This is a genomic window from Kitasatospora sp. NPDC032757, assembly GCF_055579305.1.
Window position 1 is genome coordinate 26682 of sequence record NZ_JBVINN010000018.1, and the last position, 22647, is coordinate 49328.

At 73.8% G+C, this 22647-nt stretch carries 20 protein-coding genes; 4 read left to right on the forward strand and 16 right to left on the reverse strand.

Annotation, left to right across the window (positions count from 1 at the left end; translation table 11 throughout):
• Window positions 1-56: 56 nt before the first annotated feature.
• The 3 genes from ACZ5WK_RS20780 to ACZ5WK_RS20790 all read right to left on the reverse strand — a co-directional run bounded on the left by ACZ5WK_RS20780 (window position 57) and on the right by ACZ5WK_RS20790 (window position 4954).
• A complete protein-coding gene (locus tag ACZ5WK_RS20780) occupies window positions 57-1700 on the reverse strand; it encodes a succinic semialdehyde dehydrogenase (RefSeq protein ID WP_465548828.1) in 1644 nt (547 codons plus the stop codon).
• A 191-nt stretch (window positions 1701-1891) separates the two neighbouring features.
• Window positions 1892-3616: a serine/threonine-protein kinase gene (locus ACZ5WK_RS20785; protein WP_465548830.1), complete on the reverse strand. Its 1725-nt coding sequence runs from the start codon at window positions 3614-3616 to the stop codon at window positions 1892-1894.
• Window positions 3617-3859: 243 nt separating this feature from the next.
• On the reverse strand, window positions 3860-4954 hold the full coding sequence (locus ACZ5WK_RS20790; RefSeq protein ID WP_465548832.1) for a protein kinase domain-containing protein: 1095 nt from the start codon (window positions 4952-4954) through the stop codon (window positions 3860-3862).
• 55 nt (window positions 4955-5009) lie between these two features.
• Between ACZ5WK_RS20790 and ACZ5WK_RS20795 the strand changes: the two genes are divergently transcribed.
• Entirely contained in the window at window positions 5010-5546 is a 537-nt protein-coding gene (locus ACZ5WK_RS20795) for an SHOCT domain-containing protein (RefSeq protein WP_465548834.1), read from the forward strand.
• A gap of 27 nt (window positions 5547-5573) precedes the next feature.
• On the opposite strand, the gene ACZ5WK_RS20800 is transcribed toward ACZ5WK_RS20795, so the two are convergent.
• Complete coding sequence (locus ACZ5WK_RS20800) at window positions 5574-7586, reverse strand: serine/threonine-protein kinase (protein ID WP_465548836.1); 2013 nt, start codon at window positions 7584-7586, stop codon at window positions 5574-5576.
• 254 nt (window positions 7587-7840) lie between these two features.
• On the opposite strand from ACZ5WK_RS20800, the gene ACZ5WK_RS20805 reads away from it, so the two are divergent.
• A complete protein-coding gene (locus ACZ5WK_RS20805) occupies window positions 7841-8410 on the forward strand; it encodes a hypothetical protein (protein WP_465548838.1) in 570 nt (189 codons plus the stop codon).
• 70 nt (window positions 8411-8480) lie between these two features.
• Here ACZ5WK_RS20805 and ACZ5WK_RS20810 read toward each other — a convergent pair whose 3' ends face one another.
• The 4 genes from ACZ5WK_RS20810 to ACZ5WK_RS20825 all read right to left on the reverse strand — a co-directional run bounded on the left by ACZ5WK_RS20810 (window position 8481) and on the right by ACZ5WK_RS20825 (window position 13234).
• A complete protein-coding gene (locus ACZ5WK_RS20810; protein WP_465548840.1) occupies window positions 8481-9608 on the reverse strand; it encodes a GuaB3 family IMP dehydrogenase-related protein in 1128 nt (375 codons plus the stop codon).
• 162 nt (window positions 9609-9770) lie between these two features.
• Window positions 9771-11273, reverse strand: a complete 1503-nt coding sequence (guaB, locus tag ACZ5WK_RS20815) for an IMP dehydrogenase (protein WP_396321436.1) — start codon at window positions 11271-11273, stop codon at window positions 9771-9773.
• 261 nt (window positions 11274-11534) lie between these two features.
• Window positions 11535-12119 carry an RNA polymerase sigma factor ShbA gene (gene shbA / locus ACZ5WK_RS20820; RefSeq protein ID WP_465548970.1) on the reverse strand — a complete coding sequence of 195 codons (585 nt, stop codon included), beginning with the start codon at window positions 12117-12119 and terminating at the stop codon, window positions 11535-11537.
• Between the two features lie 503 nt (window positions 12120-12622).
• Entirely contained in the window at window positions 12623-13234 is a 612-nt protein-coding gene (locus ACZ5WK_RS20825; protein ID WP_014136228.1) for a response regulator transcription factor, read from the reverse strand.
• Between the two features lie 560 nt (window positions 13235-13794).
• Between ACZ5WK_RS20825 and ACZ5WK_RS20830 the strand changes: the two genes are divergently transcribed.
• On the forward strand, window positions 13795-14121 hold the full coding sequence (locus ACZ5WK_RS20830; RefSeq protein ID WP_148644417.1) for a WhiB family transcriptional regulator: 327 nt from the start codon (window positions 13795-13797) through the stop codon (window positions 14119-14121).
• A gap of 103 nt (window positions 14122-14224) precedes the next feature.
• Here ACZ5WK_RS20830 and ACZ5WK_RS20835 read toward each other — a convergent pair whose 3' ends face one another.
• From ACZ5WK_RS20835 to groES, 3 genes are all read right to left on the reverse strand, one after another.
• Window positions 14225-15238: a LysR family transcriptional regulator gene (locus tag ACZ5WK_RS20835; RefSeq protein ID WP_465548843.1), complete on the reverse strand. Its 1014-nt coding sequence runs from the start codon at window positions 15236-15238 to the stop codon at window positions 14225-14227.
• Between the two features lie 132 nt (window positions 15239-15370).
• Window positions 15371-16999 carry a chaperonin GroEL gene (groL, locus tag ACZ5WK_RS20840; RefSeq protein WP_396321438.1) on the reverse strand — a complete coding sequence of 543 codons (1629 nt, stop codon included), beginning with the start codon at window positions 16997-16999 and terminating at the stop codon, window positions 15371-15373.
• A gap of 132 nt (window positions 17000-17131) precedes the next feature.
• Window positions 17132-17437: a co-chaperone GroES gene (groES, locus tag ACZ5WK_RS20845; protein ID WP_014136232.1), complete on the reverse strand. Its 306-nt coding sequence runs from the start codon at window positions 17435-17437 to the stop codon at window positions 17132-17134.
• A gap of 296 nt (window positions 17438-17733) precedes the next feature.
• On the opposite strand from groES, the gene ACZ5WK_RS20850 reads away from it, so the two are divergent.
• Window positions 17734-18909, forward strand: coding sequence for a THUMP-like domain-containing protein (locus ACZ5WK_RS20850; protein ID WP_465548845.1), 1176 nt, complete (start codon window positions 17734-17736; stop codon window positions 18907-18909).
• A 7-nt stretch (window positions 18910-18916) separates the two neighbouring features.
• On the opposite strand, the gene ACZ5WK_RS20855 is transcribed toward ACZ5WK_RS20850, so the two are convergent.
• The 5 genes from ACZ5WK_RS20855 to tsaB all read right to left on the reverse strand — a co-directional run bounded on the left by ACZ5WK_RS20855 (window position 18917) and on the right by tsaB (window position 22544).
• Complete coding sequence (locus ACZ5WK_RS20855; protein ID WP_465548847.1) at window positions 18917-19834, reverse strand: polysaccharide deacetylase family protein; 918 nt, start codon at window positions 19832-19834, stop codon at window positions 18917-18919.
• 89 nt (window positions 19835-19923) lie between these two features.
• The gene (locus ACZ5WK_RS20860; RefSeq protein WP_465548849.1) at window positions 19924-20187 is read right to left on the reverse strand and encodes a hypothetical protein; all 264 of its coding nucleotides are present in this window, start codon (window positions 20185-20187) and stop codon (window positions 19924-19926) included.
• Window positions 20184-21287: a tRNA (adenosine(37)-N6)-threonylcarbamoyltransferase complex transferase subunit TsaD gene (gene tsaD / locus ACZ5WK_RS20865; RefSeq protein WP_405360132.1), complete on the reverse strand. Its 1104-nt coding sequence runs from the start codon at window positions 21285-21287 to the stop codon at window positions 20184-20186. The genes ACZ5WK_RS20860 and tsaD overlap by 4 nt, the downstream gene beginning before the upstream one ends.
• Window positions 21280-21759: a ribosomal protein S18-alanine N-acetyltransferase gene (gene rimI / locus ACZ5WK_RS20870; RefSeq protein ID WP_396321545.1), complete on the reverse strand. Its 480-nt coding sequence runs from the start codon at window positions 21757-21759 to the stop codon at window positions 21280-21282. The genes tsaD and rimI overlap by 8 nt, the downstream gene beginning before the upstream one ends.
• Before the next feature lie 128 nt (window positions 21760-21887).
• Entirely contained in the window at window positions 21888-22544 is a 657-nt protein-coding gene (gene tsaB / locus ACZ5WK_RS20875) for a tRNA (adenosine(37)-N6)-threonylcarbamoyltransferase complex dimerization subunit type 1 TsaB (RefSeq protein WP_396321443.1), read from the reverse strand.
• Window positions 22545-22647 lie beyond the last annotated feature (103 nt).

A 22647-nucleotide genomic window follows, 5' to 3' on the forward strand; every position in this document is an offset into this window, starting at 1 on the left:
CCACTGCTCCTTCGGGAAAAGAACTGACGTCGGGACGGACTGCCGTGAGCCGTCGGCTACTTGAAGCGCAGCGCCTTCAGCACCCGTAGGCCGCCGGTGAACACCGCGGCGAACTGCTTGTCGTCCAGCCCGAACGAGGGCGCGAGCGGCATCAGCCGCTGGCTGGCGACGGTCTGCGCCTCGGTGAACCGCAGGATGCCCTCGGCGCCGTGCCGCCGGCCGAGCCCGGACTCGCCCATGCCGCCCATCGGCGCTCCGACCGAGCCGTACGCCGCCGCGTAGGCCTCGTTGACGTTGACCGTGCCGGTGCGCAGCCGGGCCGCGACCGCCCGGCCGCGCCGCAGGTCCTTCGTCCAGACGCTGGAGTTGAGTCCGTACGGGGTGGAGTTGGCGGCGGCCACCGCCGCGTCCTCGGTGTCGAAGCGGTAGACCGAGACCACCGGGCCGAAGGTCTCCTCGCTGCAGACCGCCATCTCCGGGGTGACGCCGTCCAGGATGGTCGGCTCGTAGAAGAACGGGCCGAGATCCGGCCGGGGCCGGCCGCCGGTGACCACGGTGGCACCGGCCTTGACCGCCTCGTCCACGTGGCGGGTGGTGGTGTCCAGCTGCCGGACGGAGACCAGCGAGCCCATGTCGGCGCCGTACGCGAGGCCGCCGCCGAGGCGCAGGGCGCGGGTCCGCTCGGCGAACTTCGCCAGGAACTCGTCCGCCACCGAGCGGTGCACCAGCAGCCGTTCGATCGAGATGCAGAGCTGGCCGGCCGAGGAGAAGCAGGCCCGGACGGCACCCTCGGCGGCCCGGTCGAGGTCGGCGTCGGCCAGCACCAGCATGGCGTTCTTGCCGCCGAGTTCGAGCGAGACGCCGACCAGCCGGGCGGCGGCGCGCTGGGCGACCTCGCGGCCGGTGCGGGTGGAGCCGGTGAACGAGACGTAGTCGGCGTGCTCGACCACGGCCGGGCCGATCACCGGGCCGTCGCCGATCACGACCTGCCAGAGGTCGGCCGGCAGCCCGGCCTCGATCAGCAGCTCGCGGGCCCAGAGCGCGGTCAGCGCGGTCTGCGTGTCCGGCTTGTTGACCACCGCGTTGCCGGCCACGAAGGCGGGCAGCGCGTCGCCGATGCACAGCTCCAGCGGGTAGTTCCACGGCGAGATGTGCCCGACCACGCCCTTGGGGCGGCGGGCCTCGATCGCCTGGGTGAGCAGCGGCAGCGCGCCGCCGCGCCGCTTGTCGCGCAGGTAGCCGTGCGCGGCGCGCCCGTAGTGCCGGGCGGCCATGGCGACGGCCAGCACCTCCTCGAAGGCGTGCAGCCGGGCCTTGCCGGTCTCGGCCTGGATCAGGTCGAGCACCTCGTCCTGGCGCTTCAGCAGCAGGTCGTGGAAGCGCAGCAGGACGGCGGCGCGACGGCGTACCGGCAGCGCGGCCCAGGCCGGCTGGGCGCGACGGGCCAGCTCGAAGGCGACCTCGACGTCGGCCGGGGTGGACTGCGGCAGGCCGGCCAGCCGCTCGCCGGTCAGCGGGGCGACGGTCTCCACCAGGCTGGGCTCGCCGGTCGCGGTGATCCCGCCGGCCAGGCGGGTGACCAGCGACGACGGGACGGCCGCGGCGACCGTGCGGCCGCCTCCGGGGGCGGCGGGGTTGCGGTCCGCCGCGCCTGCACCGGGCTGCTGGAGGGCCGAGGCATCTGCTGTGAGGTCCGTCATACGGCGCAGCCTAGGCGCTCGGCGGCCGGTTCGGTACCCGTGGGTAACAAGAAACTCCGAGCGGCCCACCCGGCCGGCGGGTCACCGGCTCGGCCGGTCACCGGCTCGGCGCTTCTCGACGGCTCGGCGCTTCTCGACGGCTCGGCAGCTCGGCGCTTCTCCGGGCCAGCGGGTCAGCGCTTCCCGGCGGCTCAGCGGGTCGGGGTGAAGTGACCGAGCACCGCGTTGAACCGCTGCTCCCCCTCCGGCCAGTCCTTGTCCGTCTCCGGGCAGGACAGGTAGATGGCGTAGCCGGTCCCGTCGTCGTCGATGAACTCCGCCTCGATCGCCCGCCGCCGGCCCCCCTCCTTGGCCGCGTAGCTGAACTCCCAGACCGCGGCGTCGTGGCCGTTCACCAGGACGCTGGTCAGCTTGTGCTGGCGGTACTCCTTCAGCTTGGAGACGGTTGTCTCCATCTGCCGCATGTGGTCCAGCGGCTTGACCGACTGGCCGACGGTGACGGCGAACTGGAGGTAGTGCGTCTTGTTGTCCGGGCTGTAGAAGATCTGGTTGGCGGTGTCGGTGCTGCGCTGCCAGGCCGGGGTGGCCACCGGCAGCGGGAACCGGAAGCCCGCCGGGTCGTCCACCCAGCGGTAGCCGGTGGGCGCGGGGTCCGCGTCGCCGGACGCGGTGGGCTGCGGACCGCCGGTGGCGGTCGGGGTGGGGTCGGCGACCGGGGTGCCGGAGTGCCGGGTCACGAGGAAGGTCGCCCCCGCGGCCAGCACGGCGACGCCCAGCCCGATCGCGGCGATCCGCAGCACGTTGCGGCGTCCGGCCGGCCCGCGCGCGGGCGCGACGGGGTGCACCACCAGCGCGGGCCGCCCGGCGGGCGGCCCCACGGCGGCGGCTCCGGCGCCCACGGCGAGGGCTCCGGCGTCCGCCGCGGCGGCGGACGCCGGCGCCGGCGGTGCGACCGGCCCGGGCGTCGTCTCCGGTTCGGAGTCCGGCCCCGGCCCGGGCGCCTCGGTCCGGTCCACCACCGGCACCGACTGGGTCGGCGTCTTCACCGGCGCGACCGGCTTGAAGCCCATGGTGTGCCCGGCCTGCACCTCGGCCAGCATCCGGGCCGCCTCGTCCGCGGTCGGCCGCTCGGCCGGGTCCTTGGCCATCAGCGCGGCCAGCACCGGCCCCAGCGCCCCCGCCCGGCGCGGCTCCGGCAGCGGATCGCCGACCACCGCGGCCAGCGTGGTCAGCGGCGACGTCCGGCGGAACGGCGACTGGCCCTCCACCGCCGCGTACAGCGTCGCCCCGAGGCCCCAGAGGTCGGAGGCCGGGCCCGGGCGGTCTCCCTGGGCGCGCTCGGGCGCCAGGTAGTCCGGCGAGCCGACCAGGTCACCGGGCCGGGTCAGCTCGGCCGAGCCCTCGTACGTCGCGATGCCGAAGTCGAGCAGGACCACCCGCCCGGTGCCGCGCTCCAGCAGCACGTTGGCCGGCTTCACGTCCCGGTGCAGCACACCCAGCTGGTGGCCCCGGTGCAGCGCTGCCAGCACCTGGCTGCCGACCTCGGCGGCGGCCCGCGGCTGCAGCGTGCCGTCCTGGCTGATCACGTCGGCCAGCGAGCGGCCGTCGACCAGCTCCATCACGATCCACGGCCGGCCGTCCTGCTCCAGCACGTCGTGCACGGTGATCACGCCGGGGTGCTTGATCCGGGCGGCCGCGCTGGCCTCCCGCTTCATCCGGGCGTGCAGGATCTGCAGCTCCTCCTCCGGGAGGTGGCTGACGGTCAGCTCCTTGACGGCGACCTCGCGGTCCAGCATCCGGTCCCAGGCCCGCCAGACCGTGCCCATGCCGCCGCGGCCCAGCCGGTCGCCCAGCTCGTAGCGTCCGGCCAGCAGCCGCTCCGCCTCGGCCGCCTCCGGCCGGTCCTGCACGCTCATCGGCGACCGCTCCCCCTCATTCACCTGCCGTCACCTCGACGGAGGGCCGGTGCAGACCATTTTTCAAACAGATCCCACGCACACATTAGGCGCCCCGCCCGCACCCCGGTAATCTCCCCCGCCCGTCCGGCCGGCGGGACGGCCCCGACAGGCACCGTCAGCCTGCGAACATCAGGCCGCGAACACCGGGGCCGCCACCATCAACCCGCGAACGTCAGCCCGCGAACACCGGCACCGCCACCATCAACCCGCGAACACCACGACGGCGACCACCCCGAGCACCAGCAGCAGGAAGACCCCGCCCACCAGCACCGGTCCGAGCAGCGCCGGCGGTATCAACGGACGCCGGACCGGCTCCGGCCCCGCGTCCGCCGCGACCGGCTCCGGGGCCGGCCCGCCCCGGCCGCGCCGACGCGGCGTCAGCGGCACCAGCGGCCCCTCCGGCCGCAACTCCAGCGCCCGCGCCGACCGCTCCTCGTCGGCCGGCTCCGGCGCGCCCGCCAGGAGGCCCGCCAGCTCCCGCTGGACGGCCTCCGCGGTAGGACGCAGCGCGGGGTCGGGCTGGAGCAGCCGCTCCACCAGCGGCGCCAGCGGCCCGCACACCACCGACGGCTCCCGCCGGCCGTCCCGCACCGCCGTGACCAGCTCCGGCACACCGTGGTCCGGGAACGGCGAGCGGCCGGTCACCAGCCGCTGCACCAGCACGCCCAGCGCCCAGCAGTCCCCCGCCGGGCCGCCGTCCAGCGGCCAGCGCTCCGCCACCGGACCGACCAGGGTGGCCCGCACGTCGTACCGGCGGCGCCCGCCGGGCCCGCCCAGCTCCTCGGCCAGCGCCTCCTCGGCCACCCCCGGGAGCAGTCCGCCCAGCAGCGCCGCACCGTCCTCGCAGACCAGCACCGACGCGGTGGTCAGATTGCCGTGCGCGAGCCCGGCCTCGTGCAGTGCCCGCAGCGCACCGGCCAGGTCGGCCGCCAACTCGGCCGCCCGGTACGGCGGGACCGGCCCGGCCGCGACCAGCTCGGCCAGCGGCACCCCGGCCGGCCGTTCCTCGACCGTCCAGAGCAGATCGCCCTCGACGAAGGCCCCCGCCCCCTGCAACAGCCTGGGGTGCGAAGGCGCCGTCGACCCGGCCGTCGCCACCCGGCGGACCAGCCGCTCGCCCTGCTCGGGGACCGGCTCGTCCGGATCGTGACCGCTCGTCAGCAACGCCGGCAGCTCCAGGCCGCGCAGCAGGACCGCCCCCCCGGTCACCTCGTCCACGGCGGAGGCGCGCAGCGCCTCCGGACGGTCCGTCAGCCGGTAACGCCCTGCCAGCACCTGACCCGGACCCGCTCGCATGCGTGTTCCTCTCGCTCGCGCCCCAGCCTAGGGCGTGCGCATTACGCTCGGTCCCATGGACTGGACCGATCTGATCGAGGCGGCCTTCGACGTGGCCGGCAACAGCAACAGTGACACCCGGGCGCAGGCCCTGCGCACCGTCGAGGCGAACGTGACCCCCGAGGAGAGGCCGGTCGCGTCCACGGCGGGGCGCCATCCCGACCATTTCCGCAAGGGCGTCCTGGTCCTCACCACGCACCGGCTGCTGTTCCTGAAGGACGGAAAACCGCCGGTCCCGGTTCCGCTTTCCGCGGTCACCGACGCGACCGTCGCCAAGTCCCGGATCAACGGCGAGGTGCTGCTGGTGGTCGCCCTCACCGGCTCGCACCGGTTCGAGGACGTGGTGAAGGGCGAGGTGTTCGCCGAGCAGATCCGGGCCGCCGCCCGGCTGGCCCGGACCGCCGCACAGAAGGCGCCGGCCAGGCCGGACGCCGCGCCCGCCGCCTCCGGCACCGAGCTGCTGGACCAGCTGGAACGCCTCGCCGCCCTGCGCACCGCCGGGGCGCTCACCGACGAGGAGTTCAGCCGCGCCAAGCAGCGCCTGATCGGCTGAGCCCGCCGGGAGGCCCCGCGGGCCCTCCTACGGCGCGGGCTGGAAGGAGTCGAAGGCGGTCTGGCGGGCCTGGGCGTTCGCGGGGGCGCTCCAGTCCGCGTCGGGGGTGATCCAGTAGATCGCGTAGCCGTACTTGGCGGGCGTGCCGGTGACGAAGCCCCGGTTGAGCGAGTGCGTCCGGGGGTTGCCGCTGATCCACTCCCAGTCGGCGGCGTTGGTCCACTCGCGGTAGGCGACGGCCTGCAGCTGCACGCGCTGGTAGTTGGAGACCTGGGCGCGCAGCCCGGGCTCGGACTCCTGCCAGTCGGCCACGGCACTCGCACCGGGGCTGGTGGTCCATTCGATCTTCAGGGTGCTGCCGTTGCCCTTGAAGGTGCGGCGGGTCGCCTCCGAGCCGGCCGGCTGGAGCCAGTCCGGCAGCACGACCGAGAAGCCGGCCGGGTCCTTGTACTCGTGGAAGCCGGCGGGCACGGCCGGGCCCGCCGGCGTGCCGGGAGCGGGCGTGACGGGAGCCGGCGTGACGGGAGCCGGCGGGGCGGCTGCCGGGGTGCTCGGCGCTGCGGCGGTCGGTGCCGGGGCCGCCGCGCCGGTGGGCGCGGTCGCCGGGGCGCCGGTCGCCGGGGCGCCGGTCGCCGCCGGGCTCGCCGGGCCGCCCGCCGTGGCCGTGGCCGCCGCGCCCTCCCCCACCGGGGAGGTGGTGGCCGCCACCGGGGCGGTGCTGCCCGCGCCCTTGGCCGGCGCGTGGTCGGAGCCGCCGACGGCCTGGATCACCGCGACCACCCCGGCGACCAGCACCAGGACCAGCACCACGGTGACCACGGCGAGGCGCCGCCGTCCCGTGCGCGGGTCGGCGCCGGCCGCCTGGGTCGCGCCCAGGGTCCACTCGCTGGTGACCGGCTTGATCGGGTCGGTGACCGGCGCGCCGGCCCCGGCGGTTGCGGGCTTCTCCGCCGCCTCGGCGCCCTTGGCGGCCCCGGTCTCCCCGGTGACCGCGGCGTCCTTGGCCCGGCTCCCGACCCGGACGGTGCCGAGCAGCCCGCCGACCGGACGCTTCCCGGCCGGCTTCCCGGCGGCCGGCGTCTGCGCGGCCTGCTTCTCCGCGGCCGGGGCCACGGCCGCCTCGCCCTTGGCCTTCGCCGCGCTCTTGCTCTCTCCCGCCGACGGCTTCACCGGCATCGCGTGCTCGGTGGTCGACTCCGCCCGTGCGGTGGCGTCGGCCACCACCCGCTTCAGCATCGACCGGGTCTGCGAGGCGTCCAGCCGCTCGCCCGGGTCCTTCTCCAGCAGTCCCTCGATCACCGGCTTGAGCGGCCCGGCGTTCAGCGGCGTGCTGAGCTCCTCGGTCATCACCGCCGTCAGGGTGGCCAGCGCCGAGCCCCGGTCGTACGGCGGCCGGCCCTCGACCATCGCGTACAGCGTGCCGCCCAGCGACCAGAGGTCGGCCGGCGGGCCGGGCTTCTGCCCGCGGGCCCGCTCGGGGGATATGTACGAGGGCGCGCCGACCAGCATCCCGGTGGAGGTCACCGAGGCGTCGCCCTCCACGCTGGCGATGCCGAAGTCGGTGAGCACCACCCGGCCGTCCTCGCCGATCAGCACGTTGGACGGCTTCACGTCGCGGTGCAGGATGCCGAGCGCGTGCGCGGCGACCAGTACGCCCAGCACGTCGAGCGCGATCTCGGCCGCCCGGGCGGGCGCCAGCGGCCCGTCCTCCTTGATCACGTCCGCCAGCGAGCGGGACTCGACCAGCTCCATGACGATCCACGGCCGGTCGTCCTCCTCGACCACGTCGAAGACGGTGACCGCCGAGCCGTGACGGATCCTCGCCGTCGCCTTGGCCTCGCGCAGCGTACGGACGATCAGCCGGTGCTTCTCGTCCTCGTCGACGCTGCCGTTCATCCGCAGTTCCTTGACCGCGACGATCCGGCCCAGCATCTCGTCCTCGGCGCGCCAGACGGTGCCCATACCGCCGCGCCCGAGCACCGCGTCCAACCGGTAGCGTCCGGCCAGGAGGCGGCCGGTGGAACCCTGCGCCTGGGTCATTCGGAACGTTCCCCCATGTGGTGCTGGCCGGTCGAGGTGACGGCGCGTCGGCCCGACGCCGGGCCCGAACGCCAAGCCTCCATCATCCCCTGTCCCCGGGGCCCGCGGCCACCCACCCCCCGGCCACCCTGGTGACGGCCCGGCCGAACGCGGCCGCTCCGTGCCCGATCTGTGATCGAAAACTCTGTTCGGCCCGCCCGGAGCGCTGCTAACGTTCGGCCGCTCACAGTCTTTTCCGGGGGGATTCGACGCCCATGACCGCACCCGCACCCGGCGCTGACGGCCACTCGGAACGGCCGCGAACGGCCCGGCACTTCTCCGTGGCGCCCGAGCAGGAGGTACCGGAGGGCTATGTCGCCCCCGGCATGCCCGGCGCCCCGGTGACCGGCTACCGGCCGGAGCCCGAGCACGCCGACGGGCCGGTGCGCCGCCGCCGGACCGGCACCGCCGTCGCCGCGGCCGTCGCCGCGATGCTGGCCGGCGCGCTCGCGTACGGCGCCGCCCTGGCCCGGGTCGAGGGCAGCATCGGCTGGCTGGCCATCGCCCTGGCCGCCGCCGTCGCCTGGCCGCTCGGCCGGCTCGGCGGCCGCGGCCACGCGCTGCCCCCGCTGGGCGCGCTGCTGGCGGCCGGCGCGCTCTTCCTCGGCCAGCTGCTCGGCCAGACGCTGCGCCTGCACGACCTGGCCGGCACCCCGTACGGCGAGCTGCTCGGCGACGCCCTCCGGCTCTGGCGCGCCGACCGGCACCCGCTGGACCTCGTCTTCTACGGCATCGCCGCGATCGGCGGCTTCCTGCTCACCCGCCGCACGGCCACCCCCAGCTGAGGCCGGACGCGGCAGGGCCCCCGCCGGATGGTGATCCGGCGGGGGCCCTGGTCCGTCACGGCACGGCGGCTCAGCGGTGGTTGAGCGCCGGGTTCACCGTGACCTCGACCCGCTGGAACTCCTTGAGCTCCGTGTAGCCGGTGGTGGCCATCGCCCGGCGCAGCGCGCCGAACAGGTTCATGGTGCCGTCGGGGGTGTGCGACGGACCGGTGAGGATCTCCTCGGTGGTGCCGACGGTGCCGAGGTCCACCCGCTTGCCGCGCGGCAGCTCCTCGTGCACGGCCTCCATGCCCCAGTGGAAGCCCTTGCCGGGCGCGTCGGTGGCCCGGGCCAGCGCGGCACCGATCATCACCGCGTCGGCGCCGCAGGCGACGGCCTTCGGGATGTCGCCGCTGTAGCCGACGCCGCCGTCCGCGATCACGTGCACGTAGCGGCCGCCGGACTCGTCCATGTAGTCGCGGCGGGCCGCGGCCACGTCGGCGACGGCGGTGGCCATCGGCACCTGGATGCCCAGGACGTTGCGGGTGGTGTGGGCGGCGCCGCCGCCGAAGCCGACCAGCACGCCGGCCGCGCCGGTGCGCATCAGGTGCAGCGCGGCGGTGTAGGTGGCACAGCCGCCGACGATGACCGGGACGTCCAGCTCGTAGATGAACTGCTTGAGGTTGAGCGGCTCGGCGGCGCCGGAGACGTGCTCGGCGGAGACGGTGGTGCCCCGGATGACGAAGACGTCGACGCCGGCGTCCACGACGGCCTTGGAGAACTCGGCGGTGCGCTGCGGCGAGAGCGCGGCGGCGGTGACCACACCGGAGTCGCGGACCTCCTGGATCCGCTGCTTGATCAGCTCGGCCCGGATCGGGGCTGCGTAGATCTCCTGCAGGCGGCGGGTCGCGGCGGCCTCGTCCTCCAGCGTGGCGATCTCGTCCAGCAGCGGCTGCGGGTCCTCGTAGCGGGTCCAGAGGCCTTCCAGGTTGAGCACGCCCAGGCCACCGAGGCGGCCGATGGCGATGGCCTGCTGCGGGGAGACCACGCTGTCCATGGGGGCGGCCAGGAACGGCAGCTCGAAACGGTAGGCGTCGATCTGCCAGGCGATCGAGACCTCCTTCGGGTCACGCGTACGCCGGCTGGGGACGACGGCGATGTCGTCGAATGCGTACGCCCGGCGGCCGCGCTTGCCTCGCCCGATCTCGATCTCAGTCACTTCGTTCGAGCCCTTCTGGTTTGTTGCTCATGCCCGCCGGGTCACCCCGGCCGCCCCCAGTATCCCGCACCCGCCCGTCGGCGCGCCGCGACGGCCCGCCCCCCGGACACGCACGAGGGACCCGCCGCTCGGAAGCGGCGGGTCCCTCGGCGGACGACGGCGTCAGCGGCTGGTGTAGTTCGGCGCCTCGACGGTCATCTGGATGTCGTGCGGGTGGCTCTCCTTGAGGCCCGCCGAGGTGATCCGGACGAAGCGGCCCTTGCTCTCCATCTCCGCGACGGTGGCGGCACCCACGTAGCCCATGGTCTGGCGCAGGCCGCCGACCAGCTGGTACAGCACGGCCGACAGCGGGCCGCGGTACGGCACCTGGCCCTCGATGCCCTCGGCGATCAGCTTCTCGTCCGAGGTGACCTCGCCCTGGAAGTACCGGTCCTTGGAGAAGGACTTCGCCTGTCCGCGCGTCTGCATCGCGCCCAGCGAGCCCATGCCGCGGTAGGACTTGAACTGCTTGCCGTTGATGAACAGCAGCTCGCCGGGCGACTCCTCGCAGCCGGCCAGCAGCGAGCCCAGCATCACGGTGTCGGCACCGGCGGCGAGCGCCTTGCCGATGTCGCCCGAGTACTGCAGGCCGCCGTCGCCGATGACCGGCACGCCGGCCGCCTGGCAGGCGAGCGCGGCCTCGTAGATCGCGGTGACCTGCGGGACGCCGATGCCGGCGACCACACGGGTGGTGCAGATCGAGCCGGGGCCGACGCCGACCTTGACGCCGTCCACGCCGGCGTCGATCAGCGCCTGGGCGCCGTCGCGGGTGGCGACGTTGCCGCCGACCACGTCGACGCCGACGGCCGCCTTGATCTTGGCGATCCAGGCCAGCGCGTTGTGGCTGTGGCCGTGCGAGGTGTCCACGACCAGGAAGTCGACGCCCGCCTCGACCAGGGCCTGGGCCCGGTCGAACGCCTCGGCGCTGGCGCCCACGGCGGCGCCGACCAGCAGACGGCCCTCGGCGTCCTTGGCGGCGTTCGGGTACTTCTCGGCCTTGACGAAGTCCTTGACGGTGATCAGGCCCTTGATCCGGCCCTCGTCGTCGACCAGCGGGAGCTTCTCGATCTTGTGGCGGCGGAGCAGGCCGATCGCGTCCTCGCCGGAGATGCCGACCTTGCCGGTGATCAGCGGCATCGGGGTCATGATCTCGCGGACCTGGCGGCTGCGGTCCGACTCGAAGGCCATGTCGCGGTTGGTGACGATGCCGAGCAGCTTGCCCGCCTCGTCCGCGATCGGCACGCCGCTGATCCGGAACTTGGCACAGAGCGCGTCGGCCTCGGCCAGGGTGGTCTCCGGGCCGACCGTGATCGGGTCGGTGACCATGCCGGACTCGGAGCGCTTCACCAGGTCGACCTGGTTGGCCTGGTCCTCGACGGACAGGTTGCGGTGCAGCACGCCCACGCCGCCCTGGCGGGCCATCGCGATCGCCATCCGCGACTCGGTGACCTTGTCCATCGCCGCGGAGAGCAGCGGGATGTTGACGCGCACGTTCCGGGAGACCCGCGAGGAGGTGTCGACCTGGTTCGGCAGCACCTCGGAGGCCCCGGGCAGCAGCAGCACGTCGTCGTACGTGAGCCCGAGCATCGCGAACTTCTCGGGTACGCCTGCGGCGTTGTAGGACATTTGGGGGTACCTTCCGTGGCCGGCCTATTCCGCTCGCGCCCTGAGGGTGGGGGCGCTGTCATCGCTCACTCGCTCAGGCCGCCGAAAGCTCGGTGCCGTTGGAGGAACCTCCAGGGGAACCCCGCTCGCACCCACGAAACTTTGGCAACCCGCCCAGGCGCCGATACCCCATGGTACTGGCACCACGAATGTGCACTCGTGTGCCCTTGACAACACCCGGCGCCCATGAGCCATTCCGGCGCGGGCGGGCCGGGGCCGGGATCAGGAGGATTCCTCCGCGAGCGCCCGCAGCCGGCTGAGCGCGCGGTGCTGGGCGACCCGGACGGCGCCGGGCGACATCCCGAGCACCTCGCCGGTCTCCTCCGCCGACAGCCCGGCGGCCACCCTCAGCAGCACCAGCTCGCGCTGACGGGCCGGCAGGTTGGAGAGGAGCTCCTTGGCCCAGGCGGCGTCGCTGCTCAGCAGCGCCCGCTCCTCCGGGCCGAGCGCCTCGTCCGGCACCTCCGGCAGGTCGTCCTGCGGGACGACGGTCGAGCCGGGCCCGCGCATCGCGGCCCGCTGCAGGTCGGCGATCTTGTGGGCGGCGATGCCGTAGACGAAGGCCTCGAACGGCCGGCCCTGGTCCCGGTAGCGCGGCAGCGCGCAGAGCACCGCCACGCAGACCTCCTGGGCGACGTCGTCCACGTGGTGGCGGGCCCCGCCGGGCAGCCGGACCAGCCGGCCGCGGCAGTACCGCAACGCCAGCGGGTGGACGTAGGCGAGCAGCGCGTCGATCGCCGGGCCCTCGCCGCGGACGGCGGCCGCGACCAGCTCGCCGACCAGGGGGGAGCTGCCGGTACCGAGCACCGGCGCCCGGCCGATGCCGCCCCGGACGCCCGCCTCGTCGGCGCCCGCGTCCTCACCGGCTCCGTGGCCGGGGTCACCGTCACCGGGATCCGTGTACGACGGAGTGCCCGGGCCGGAGGGCTCGGCCTCCACCGGGTCCGCCTCGCCGGTAGCACCGGCAACGTCGTCACGCATCGGTCCATGGTGCCTGGTCGAACGGGAAAACGCGGCACCGCGTCCGGAGTTGTGCACCGGAACGTTATGCGGTGCGGCGCCGGGCACCGCGCCACCGCGCACCACCGGCCCCTCCTGCACCGTGCCGCCTCCCGCCCCGCCACCGTCGGTGGTCCCGTCCGTCGCGCCGTCCACCGAGTGTCCTGCGGCTTCGTGGTCCGCCACAGTGCCTGTCCGCTGGTCCCCGAGGTGCTCCACTACTCCATGGTGCAACCTCGGGACCGTAACGTCACACGCCCCTGCGGGAGGAACCGCGAGCAGCGCGCCGCGAGCAGCGGCGCCGCCGGTGGTCAGCGGACCAGGCCCCAGCGGAAGCCCAGGGCCACCGCGTGCGCGCGGTCCGAGGCGCCGAGCTTCTTGAACAGCCGCCGGGCGTGGGTCTTGACGGTGTCCTCGGAGAGGAACAGCTCGCGGCCGATCTCGGCGTTGCTGCGGCCGTGGCTCATGCCCTCCAGCACCTGGATCTCACGCGCCGTCAGCGTCGGCGCGGCACCCATGTCCGGGCTGCGCAGCCGGCGCGGGGCGAGCCGCCAGGTCGGGTCGGCGAGGGCCTGGGTGACGGTGGCCCGCAGCTCGGCGCGCGAGGCGTCCTTGTGCAGGTACCCGCGGGCACCGGCGGCCACCGCGAGGGCCACACCGTCGAGGTCCTCGGCGACGGTGAGCATGATGATCCGCGCGCCCGGGTCGGCGGACAGCAGCCGCCGGACCGTCTCGACCCCGCCGAGGCCGGGCATCCGGACGTCCATCAGAACGAGATCGGAGCGGTCGGCCACCCAGCGGCGGAGGACCTCCTCCCCGTTCGTCGCGGTGGTGACCCGGTCGACGCCGGGTACGGTCGCGACCGCGCGGCGAAGCGCCTCGCGGGCGAGCGGGGAATCGTCGCAAACGAGAACGGAAGTCATGACCGTCGTCCTCCGCAGCTGATCCGCGTCACGTTGAGCCTCCTGGCTGGTACGAATCTCTCCGACACGGCCGATTGGCGACGGACTCCGTGCCGATCGCCTGAACTTCCCCGCGATCGTTCCCGACGTCCGGCGCCCGCTAACCGCCTCCGCACTTCCAACGACCGTCACTCGAATGAGTTACGGCCTTCAGGGCCATCTCCACCACTGTACGTGGCCAACCCGTTACCGATCAGCCGCATCGCGGTGCACACGCCGCACTTTTGTGCAGCTCGCGCGCGGTCGGCGTACGACCCGCACACCGGTCCGGAGCGTCGTGCGCCCGTCGGCCACCCGATTGCCACGCCTGCGCCCGCGGAAGTCCATGCCCACTTTGCCCGTTTTTATAGCTTTTGTACGGTCATTGACTGTTGTGCCACTCTGTGGGTGACTTGTCCATGGAGTTGCCGTAAGTCATATTTCCAGGTGTCCACACCAGCGCATCGAAGCCTCGCCGTGCCGCACCGCCCAGCCCGCCGGTGGCCGGCCGGTGGCCGGCGAGCCTCTGAAGGGAATGAGCCATGGCAGATTTCTCCCGCCTCCCCGGCCCCAACGCCGATCTCTGGGACTGGCAGCTCTCCGCGGCCTGCCGCGGCGTGGACAGCTCGCTCTTCTTCCACCCCGAGGGCGAGCGCGGGGCCGCGCGCAGTTCGCGCGAGGCCAGCGCCAAGGAGGTCTGCATGCGCTGCCCGGTACGAACCGAGTGCGCCGCGCACGCACTGGCGGTCCGGGAGCCGTACGGCGTCTGGGGAGGCCTGACCGAGGACGAGCGCGAGGAGATGATGGGCCGCTCGCGCAACCGTCTGGTGGAGGTGCCGCTGGCCGCGCCGACGGGGCTGCAGCGCTAGGCGCTCGCCCGCGCCGTGCCGTGAAGAAACGTTTCTTCGCGGCGCTTCACGCCGCACGGCCGCCCGGCCCGGGACGAGACGTCCACGGCCCCGTGAGCCACGGTCAGCGCCCGGCGGCCGCCGCGCCCGCCAGCCGCTCCAGCATCAGCGCCACGGCCGGCACCTCGGCGAGGTCCGGCAGGGTCAGGGCGACCACCTGCCGCACCGCCGGCGCCCCCGACGCGGTCCGCACCGGCACCGCCGACACGCCGTCAGGGCGCACCGACTCCAACGCCAGCCCGGGCAGTACCGCCACCCCGAGCCCGGCCGCCACCAGGCCGACCACCGCCGGGTAGTCGTCGGTCGCGAAGTCGATCCGGGGCTCGAAGCCCGCTCCCGCACAGAGCTCCACCAGGTGCCCCCGGCACTGCGGGCAGCCGGCGATCCACTGCTCCCCGGCCAGCTCGGCCAGCTCCACCGGGCCACCGCCGCCCCGCCCGGCCAGCGGGTGCGCGGCGGGCAGCAGGCCGACCAGCGGGTCGTCCAGCAGCGGGGTGACCACCAGATCGGACCAGTCGGTGCCGGCGCTGAGCTGCTGGGCCTCCAGGTTGGCCTCGGCCCGCGCCTCGCGGGGCGTGCCGTGCGCGGGCGCGGGGACCGGCGCCGGGGCGCCGCCAGGGGCCTGCGGGTAGCGGAAGGCCAGCGCGACCTCGCACTCGCCGCCGCGCAGCATCGCCAACGACTCCGGCGGCTCGGCCTCGACCAGCGACACGCGGACCCCCGGATGGCTGTCCCGCAGCCGGGCGACGGCGGGCGGCACCAGAGTGGAACTCGCGGTCGGGAAGGAGACCAGCCGCACCCGCCCGGCCCGCAGCCCGGCGATCGCCGCCACCTCCTCCTCGGCGGCGCAGAGCCCGGCCAGGATCCCGGTGGCATGCTTGAGCAGCACCCGCCCGGCCTCGCTCAGCTGCATGCCGCGGCCCGAGCGGACCACCAGCGGGGTGTCGACGGCCTTCTCCAGGGCCTTCATCTGCTGGCTGATGGCGGGCTGCGTACAGCCCAGCTCGCGAGCGGCGGCGGAGAAGGAGCCGGTGCGGGCGACGGCACGCAGGACGCGCAGATGGCGGGCCTCGATCATGCCTCAGTTATAAGCCAAACTTTGCCGTATGCAAAATTCTTCTGATAGTTGAACGGTGAAGCACGCCCAACGCCGGAGGCCCGGCCCGGCTCCCGAAGGAGCGGGACCGGGCCTCCGGTCACTGATCAGGCGTCAGTGGGAGTGGCCGTGACCACCGTGCGAGTGGCCGTTGTCGGCCTCCTCTTCCTTCTTCTCCACCACGAGGGTCTCGGTGGTGAGCAGCAGGGAGGCGATCGACGCGGCGTTCTCCAGCGCGGAGCGGGTGACCTTGACCGGGTCGATGACGCCGGCCTTCAGCAGGTCGCCGTACTCGCCGGTGGCGGCGTTGAAGCCGTGACCGGCCTCCAGCTCCGCGACCTTGTGGGTGATGACGTACCCCTCGAGGCCGGCGTTCTGGGCGATCCAGCGCAGCGGCTCGGCGAGCGCCTTGCGGACGACCGCGACACCGGTCGCCTCGTCGCCCTCCAGGCCCAGGCCGCCCTCCAGCACCTTGGCGGCGTGGACGAGCGAGGCGCCACCACCGGCGACGATGCCCTCCTCGACCGCGGCACGGGTCGCCGAGATGGCGTCCTCCAGGCGGTGCTTGCGCTCCTTCAGCTCCACCTCGGTGGCGGCGCCGACCTTGATGACGCAGACGCCGCCGGCCAGCTTGGCCAGGCGCTCCTGCAGCTTCTCGCGGTCCCAGTCGGAGTCCGTGTTGGCGATCTCGCCCTTGATCTGGGCGACGCGGCCGGCCACGGCCTCGGAGTCACCGGCACCGTCGACGACGGTGGTCTCGTCCTTGGTGATGGTCACGCGGCGGGCGGTGCCCAGCACGTCCAGACCGGCCTGGTCGAGCTTGAGGCCGACCTCCTCGGAGATGACGGTGGCACCGGTCAGGGTGGCCAGGTCGCCCAGGATCGCCTTGCGGCGGTCACCGAAGCCCGGGGCCTTGACGGCGACCGCGTTGAAGGTGCCGCGGATCTTGTTCACCACGAGGGTGGACAGCGCCTCGCCGTCGACGTCCTCGGCGATGATCAGCAGCGGCTTCGAGGCACCGCCCTGCAGGATCTTCTCCAGCAGCGGCAGCAGCTCCTGGATGGAGGAGATCTTGCCCTGGTTGATCAGGATGTACGGGTCCTCGAGGACCGCCTCCTGACGCTCCGCGTCGGTGACGAAGTACGGCGACAGGTAGCCCTTGTCGAACTGCATGCCCTCGGTGAAGTCCAGCTCCACGCCGAAGGTGTTGGACTCCTCGACGGTGATGACACCGTCCTTGCCGACCTTGTCGATCGCCTCGGCGATCAGCTCGCCGACCTGGGTGTCCTGCGCGGAGAGGGACGCGACGGCGGCGACGTCGTCCTTGCCCTCGATCTCGCGGGCGACGGACAGCAGGTGCTCGGAGACGGCGGCGACGGCCTTGTCGATGCCCTTCTTCAGAGCGGCCGGGCCGGCACCGGCGGCGACGTTGCGCAGACCCTCGTTGACCAGGGCCTGGGCCAGCACGGTGGCGGTGGTGGTGCCGTCACCCGCGACGTCGTTGGTCTTGGTGGCGACCTCCTTGACGAGCTGCGCGCCAAGGTTCTCGTACGGGTCGTCCAGCTCGACCTCACGCGCGATGGTGACACCGTCGTTGGTGATGGTCGGAGCGCCGAACTTCTTGTCGATGACGACGTTGCGGCCCTTGGGGCCGATGGTCACCTTGACGGTGTCGGCCAGCTTGTTGACACCGCGCTCCAGCGAGCGGCGGGCGTCCTCGTCGAACTGCAGGATCTTCGCCATGTTCCCTATTCCCTCGGGGCTGCGGCCGGCATGCCGGCCGCCGGACTACGTGAACCAACAACCACGCCCCGGGCCCCTGTCACTGGGACACGGATCCGGGGCGGGCTGGAACGACTGACTTCTCGGTGCTGCTTACTTCTCGATGATGGCGAGAACGTCGCGCGCCGAGAGGACGAGGTACTCCTCGCCCTGGTACTTCACCTCGGTGCCGCCGTACTTCGAGTACAGGACGATGTCACCGACGGCGACGTCGAGCGGCAGACGCTGGCCGTCCTCGAAGCGGCCCGGGCCGACGGCCAGGACGACGCCCTCCTGGGGCTTCTCCTTGGCGGTGTCCGGGATAACCAGGCCGGAGGCCGTGGTGGTCTCGGCGTCGAGCGGCTGGACCACGATGCGGTCCTCGAGCGGCTTGATGGCAACCTTGCTGCTGGTGGTCACGTCCGAGCTCCCCTTCGGAGATTACGGGGTTGTCTAACGGGTAGTGGCGAAGCTGCGGGCCTGCCGTCGCGGGGGTCAGACACGCTTCTTCGCGTTAGCACTCTCCTGGTGGAGAGTGCTAAGGACGACCATAGGCCGCGGTTAGCACTCAGTCAACCAGAGTGCCAACGGCGCGCCCGTCCGCTTCGGCAGCGGGATGAGCAGCCGTACACATGTGCGACACCGGGGCCTCCGTTCCTCCCGCCGGCCCGGGCCTTCGCGGGCTCCCCCGGCAGGTGACCGGCGAGAATGGCCCTGTGGAGACCGAGAACCTGCAGCCCCTGCTGACCCCCGAGGGCCAAGCCCTGCTCGCCGAGCTGCGCGAGTTCGCGCCCGAGGAGGAGCTGGCGCTGGCCACCCGGCTGCGGCGGGAGCACCCGGCCGGGCTGGTGTCGGCGGCGTTCGGGCAGGCAAGGCTGCGGCAGCGGGCCCGGGCCAAGTTCGGCGAGGACGCCGACCTGATGTACTTCACGCCCAACGGGGTCGAGCAGTCCACCCGGCGCAGCGTCGCCGAATGGCGGGCGCGGCGCTTCGCCGAGCTGGGGGTGCGCCGGCTGGCCGACCTCTGCTGCGGGATCGGCGGGGACGTGCTGGCGCTGGCCCGGGCGGGGATCGAGGTGCTCGCGGTCGACAAGGACCCGGCGGCCTGCGCCGCCACCGCCGCCAACGCCGCCGCGCTGGGCCTGGACGGCCTGGTCGAGGTGCGCTGCGCGGACGTCGCGGAGGTCGACGTCACCGGCTTCGACGCGGTCTTCACCGACCCTGCCCGCCGCACCTCGCGCGGCCGGGTGTTCGACCCCGAGGCGTACGCCCCGCCGCTCTCCTGGGCGGTCGAGGCCGGCCGGCGCACCCCGATCGGCGCGCTGAAGGTGGCCCCCGGCATCCCGCACGAGGCCGTCCCGGCCGACGCCGAGGCCGAGTGGGTCTCCGACCACGGCGACGTCAAGGAGGCGGTGCTCTGGTTCGGCACCAGGGCCGAGCGCCCGCACCGGGCCACCCTGCTCCCCCGGCAGGCCAGCCTCGCCGGCGGCGACCTGCCCGACCCGCCGGCCGGCCCGGTCGGCCGCTACCTGTACGAGCCGGACGGCGCGGTGATCCGTGCCCACCTGGTCGCCGAGGTGGCCGGGCAGGTGAACGGCCGGCTGATCGACCCGAAGATCGCCTACCTCACCTCGGACGAGCTGGTCGCCACCCCGTACGCGCACGCCTTCGAGCTCACCGACGTACTGCCGTTCCACATCAAGAAGCTGAAGGCCCTGCTGCGCGAGCGGGCCGTCGGCACGGTGGTGATCAAGAAGCGCGGGATGGCGATCACCCCGGAGGAGCTGCGCCGCCAGCTGAAGCCGAGCGGCCCGAACTCCGTCACGGTGATCCTCAGCCGTACCGACCACGGCCCGCTGATGATGCTCGGTCAGCCGGTCACGTTCCCGTAGCGCCCGCTCAGCTGGCGGGCGCCTCGATGTAGTCCTCCAGCCGGGCCACCGCGAAGCCCTGTTCCTGGATCCGGGCCAGCATCTCGCCGAACATCTGCGTCATCGTCTCGCCCTTGAGGTCCTTCGGGCCGCGGAAGTGGGCGAGGACGATGTCGCCGGGCTTCAGCTTCTTGTCGGCGGCCTGGTACTGCATGTCGTGGATCTGCATCGACTCGCGCCAGAGCACGATCGCCCGCGGCCCGCACTGCTGCACCGAGGTGTTCAGCGCCGGCGTGTTGGCACCGTCCCCGTACGGCGGGCGGAACAGCAGCGGCGCGGTGCCGTACTGCTGGGTGAGCGCGGCCTGGGCGTCGCAGATCTCGGACTTCTGCTTCTCCGGCGCGACCTTGCTCATCTGGGCGTGGTCCACGGTGTGGTTGTGGATGTGGTTGCCGAGCGCCTGGAGCGGTTTGAAGTAGCCGTAGTTGTCCTTGACTATGTCCCGGGTCAGGAACATCGAGACCGGCACCTTGAGCTCGGTCAGCATCTCGACGAACTTCGGGTCCTTCTCGGCGCCGTCGTCGATGGTGATGAAGACGACCTTGTCGGTGGTCTTCACCTCGCTGAACACCGGTACGGGGCCGGTCCGTTGGAGCTTGACCGGCTTGTCGGCGGGCGCCGCCGGCGCGGGCGGCAGCGGCTTGAGGTTCCACTTCGCCCAGGCCGCCGCGTCCCCGGCGGCGGGTGCCGCGGCGGGCGTGGTGGCGGCGGGGGCCTGGCCGGCCGGGGCGGGCGTCGCCGCGGACCCGGCGGCCGTCGGGGGCGGGGTGGCGACCATGGCCGCCTTGCCGGACCCGCCGCTGCTGCCGCACCCGGTGGCGGCGGCCAGCAGGGCCAGCGCCCCCACCGCGTACGTCCTCGTCCTGCTCCGCCCGTACCTCTTCACCGCGCCGCGCTCCCCGGTCCCGTCCAGCTTTCTCTCAGCTATGCACGGTAACGGTCGGGTGTTCGGTTCCCGGACAGGCTTACGAGCGGCTACTCCACATGCTCGCTGACGAAGGACCAGCGGTGCACCGGGCGGCCGACCAGTGCGGCGGGCGGCTCGGGCACCGGCACCGGCTCGCCCGTCCACCAGGTGATGAGCAGCACGCGGTCGCCCGGCGCGCCGAACAGCTCGGTGCGGACCAGGCCGCCCGAGCCGCGCAGCGCGGGCAGCGCGGTCCCGCGCACCCAGGCGGCCAGCTCGGCACCGCGCCCGTCGGCGGCGCGGGCCTCCCACATGGCGGCGGTCGTGGTCACTTCTCCCCGCCCAGCGCCCGGTACGCCTGGCCGTGGACGTCCCCGTGACCGGTCGGCACACCCGGCACGTGGACCTCGGTGACCGGCAGCGAGGAGTCGGCCGAGAGGTCGAAGGCGGACGGCGCACGGTCACGCCAGACCATCTCGGACCCCAGCGCGGCGACCATCGCGCCGTTGTCGGTGCACAGGCCCGGACGCGGCACCCGCAGCCGGATGCCGGCCTTGTCGCAGCGCTGCTGGGCCATCTCGCGCAGCCGCGAGTTGGCCGCGACCCCGCCGCCGATCATCAGGTGGTCGACGCCGTTGTCCCGGCAGGCCTTGACCGCCTTGCGGGTGAGCACGTCGGTCACCGCCTCCTGGAAGGACGCCGCCACGTCGGCGATCGGCACCTCCTCGCCGGCCCGGCGCTTGGCCTCCACCCAGCGGGCGACGGCGGTCTTCAGGCCGGAGAAGGAGAAGTCGAACTCCGGGTCCTTCGGGCCGGTCAGGCCGCGCGGGAAGGCGATCGCCTTGGGGTCGCCCTCGCGGGCGGTGCGGTCGACCACCGGGCCCCCCGGGAAGCCCAGCCCGAGCACCCGGGCCACCTTGTCGAAGGCCTCGCCGGCCGCGTCGTCGATGGTCGCGCCGAGCGGGCGGACGTCACTGGTGATGTCCTCGCTGAGCAGCAGCGAGGAGTGCCCGCCGGAGACCAGCAGGGCCATCGTGGGCGAGGGCAGCCGGCCGTGCTCCAGCTGGTCCACGCAGATGTGCGAGGCGAGGTGGTTGACCCCGTACAGCGGCTTGTCCAGCGCCCAGGCGTACGCCTTGGCCGCGCTGACGCCGACCAGCAGCGCGCCCGCCAGGCCGGGGCCGGCGGTGACGGCGATGCCGTCCAGGTCGCTCGCCTTGATGCCGGCGGTGTCGAGGGCGCGCTGGATGGTCGGGACCATCGCCTCCAGGTGCGCGCGGCTGGCGATCTCCGGCACCACACCGCCGAAGCGGGCGTGGTCGTTGACGCTGGAGGCGACCGCGTCGGCGAGCAGGGTGGTGCCCCGCACGATGCCGACGCCGGTCTCGTCGCAGGAGGTCTCGATGCCGAGGACGAGCGGTTCGTCAGCCATGGCGGGTTTCCTTCAGGTCCTTCGGTTCGATGCTTGGGTGGTCGAGGCGCATCACCAGCGCGTCGACGTTGGCCGGTTGGTAGTAGCCGCGCCGGATGCCGACCGGTTCGAAGCCGAACCGCTCGTACAGCCGCTGGGCGCGCGGGTTGTCCACCCGCACCTCCAGCAGCAGCTCCGCGCAGCCGCGCCGGGCGGCCTCCCGGATCAGGTCGATGAGCAGCGCCGCGCCGAGACCGGAGCCCTGGTGGCGGTGGCCGACGGCGATGGTCTGCACGTCGCCCTCGCCGGCCACCACCATCAGCCCGGCGTACCCGGCGATCGCGCCGTCGGCGGTGGTGGCGACGGTGTAGTGGCGGGTGCCACCGGGGTGGGCCTCCGCGAGCTCGGACCAGTACATCCCGGTGGACCAGGCGTCCTCCGGGAAGAGCTCCAGCTCCAGCTCCATCACCGGGGCGATGTCCCACCAGCGCATCGGGCGCAGGGTGGCGGGGGTGGCAGGGGCGGCTTGCGCGGGGGCGGCCTGGTCGCCGGGGCTCGTGACGCTGGTCGGGCCGGTCAGGCTGCTCGGGCCGGTGACACCGGGCACGCCGGTCAGGCCGGTCACGCCGGGAGCACCGCCTTGTAGCCCGCCGGGACCTGGGCGTCCGGGCGGCGCAGGTAGAGCGGCACGTTGGGCAGCAGCTCACGGCCCGCGGCCAGCTCGGCGGCTGCGAAGTCCGCCAGCGCGCCGGCCGAGACGTGCTCGGGCCCGTGCGCACCGGGGAAGGCGTCCGGGTAGAGCAGCGCGCCTGCGCCGACCGCGCGCGGCTGCGGCGTCAGCTCGGCCGGGCGGTCCACCGCTGGGCCCTCGGTGCGGCGGCCGTCGGCGTCGTACGAGGCCCAGTAGACCTCCTTGCGGCGCGCGTCGGTGGCCACCGTGAACGGCTCGCCGGCCAAGCCCTCGGCGCGCGCCCGGTGGGCGATGGCGTCCAGGGTGCAGACGCCGTGCACCGGCACGCCGAGCGCGTGGCCGAGCGCGGCGGCGGTGACCAGGCCGACCCGCAGGCCGGTGTACGGGCCCGGGCCGACGCCCACGGCGATTCCGGTCAGCCGGTGCTTGTCGACGCCGGCCGTCCGCAGCACCCGGTCGATGGCGGGGAGGAGCAGTTCGCCGTGGCGCCTGGCGTCGACCTGGTCGGTCTCGGCGAGGACGGCCGTGCCGTCATGGACGGCGGCGGTGACGGCGGGGGTAGCGGTGTCGAACGCGAGCAGCAGCACGGGTCAAGGTTAGACCGGTCGGGGCGGAGGACGGCCGCCGGTCTTGCTCCGCCCGTTCCTGCTCCGCCCGTCCGCGTCTTCCTGCCCCACCCGTCCGCCGTTC

Bases quoted from the DNA above. Each gene is read 5' to 3' on its own strand.
- ACZ5WK_RS20800 (WP_465548836.1), bottom strand. From the start codon at position 7,586: ATGACCCAGGCGCAGGGTTCCACCGGCCGCCTCCTGGCCGGACGCTAC.
- tsaD (WP_405360132.1), bottom strand. From the start codon at position 21,287: ATGGCTGACGAACCGCTCGTCCTCGGCATCGAGACCTCCTGCGACGAG.
- groL (WP_396321438.1), bottom strand. From the start codon at position 16,999: ATGGCGAAGATCCTGCAGTTCGACGAGGACGCCCGCCGCTCGCTGGAG.
- ACZ5WK_RS20780 (WP_465548828.1), bottom strand. From the start codon at position 1,700: ATGACGGACCTCACAGCAGATGCCTCGGCCCTCCAGCAGCCCGGTGCA.
- ACZ5WK_RS20825 (WP_014136228.1), bottom strand. From the start codon at position 13,234: ATGACTTCCGTTCTCGTTTGCGACGATTCCCCGCTCGCCCGCGAGGCG.
- ACZ5WK_RS20835 (WP_465548843.1), bottom strand. From the start codon at position 15,238: ATGATCGAGGCCCGCCATCTGCGCGTCCTGCGTGCCGTCGCCCGCACC.
- ACZ5WK_RS20795 (WP_465548834.1), top strand. From the start codon at position 5,010: ATGGACTGGACCGATCTGATCGAGGCGGCCTTCGACGTGGCCGGCAAC.
- rimI (WP_396321545.1), bottom strand. From the start codon at position 21,759: ATGCGCTGGTGGGACATCGCCCCGGTGATGGAGCTGGAGCTGGAGCTC.
- ACZ5WK_RS20830 (WP_148644417.1), top strand. From the start codon at position 13,795: ATGGCAGATTTCTCCCGCCTCCCCGGCCCCAACGCCGATCTCTGGGAC.
- ACZ5WK_RS20785 (WP_465548830.1), bottom strand. From the start codon at position 3,616: ATGAGCGTGCAGGACCGGCCGGAGGCGGCCGAGGCGGAGCGGCTGCTG.
- ACZ5WK_RS20790 (WP_465548832.1), bottom strand. From the start codon at position 4,954: ATGCGAGCGGGTCCGGGTCAGGTGCTGGCAGGGCGTTACCGGCTGACG.
- guaB (WP_396321436.1), bottom strand. From the start codon at position 11,273: ATGTCCTACAACGCCGCAGGCGTACCCGAGAAGTTCGCGATGCTCGGG.
- ACZ5WK_RS20805 (WP_465548838.1), top strand. From the start codon at position 7,841: ATGACCGCACCCGCACCCGGCGCTGACGGCCACTCGGAACGGCCGCGA.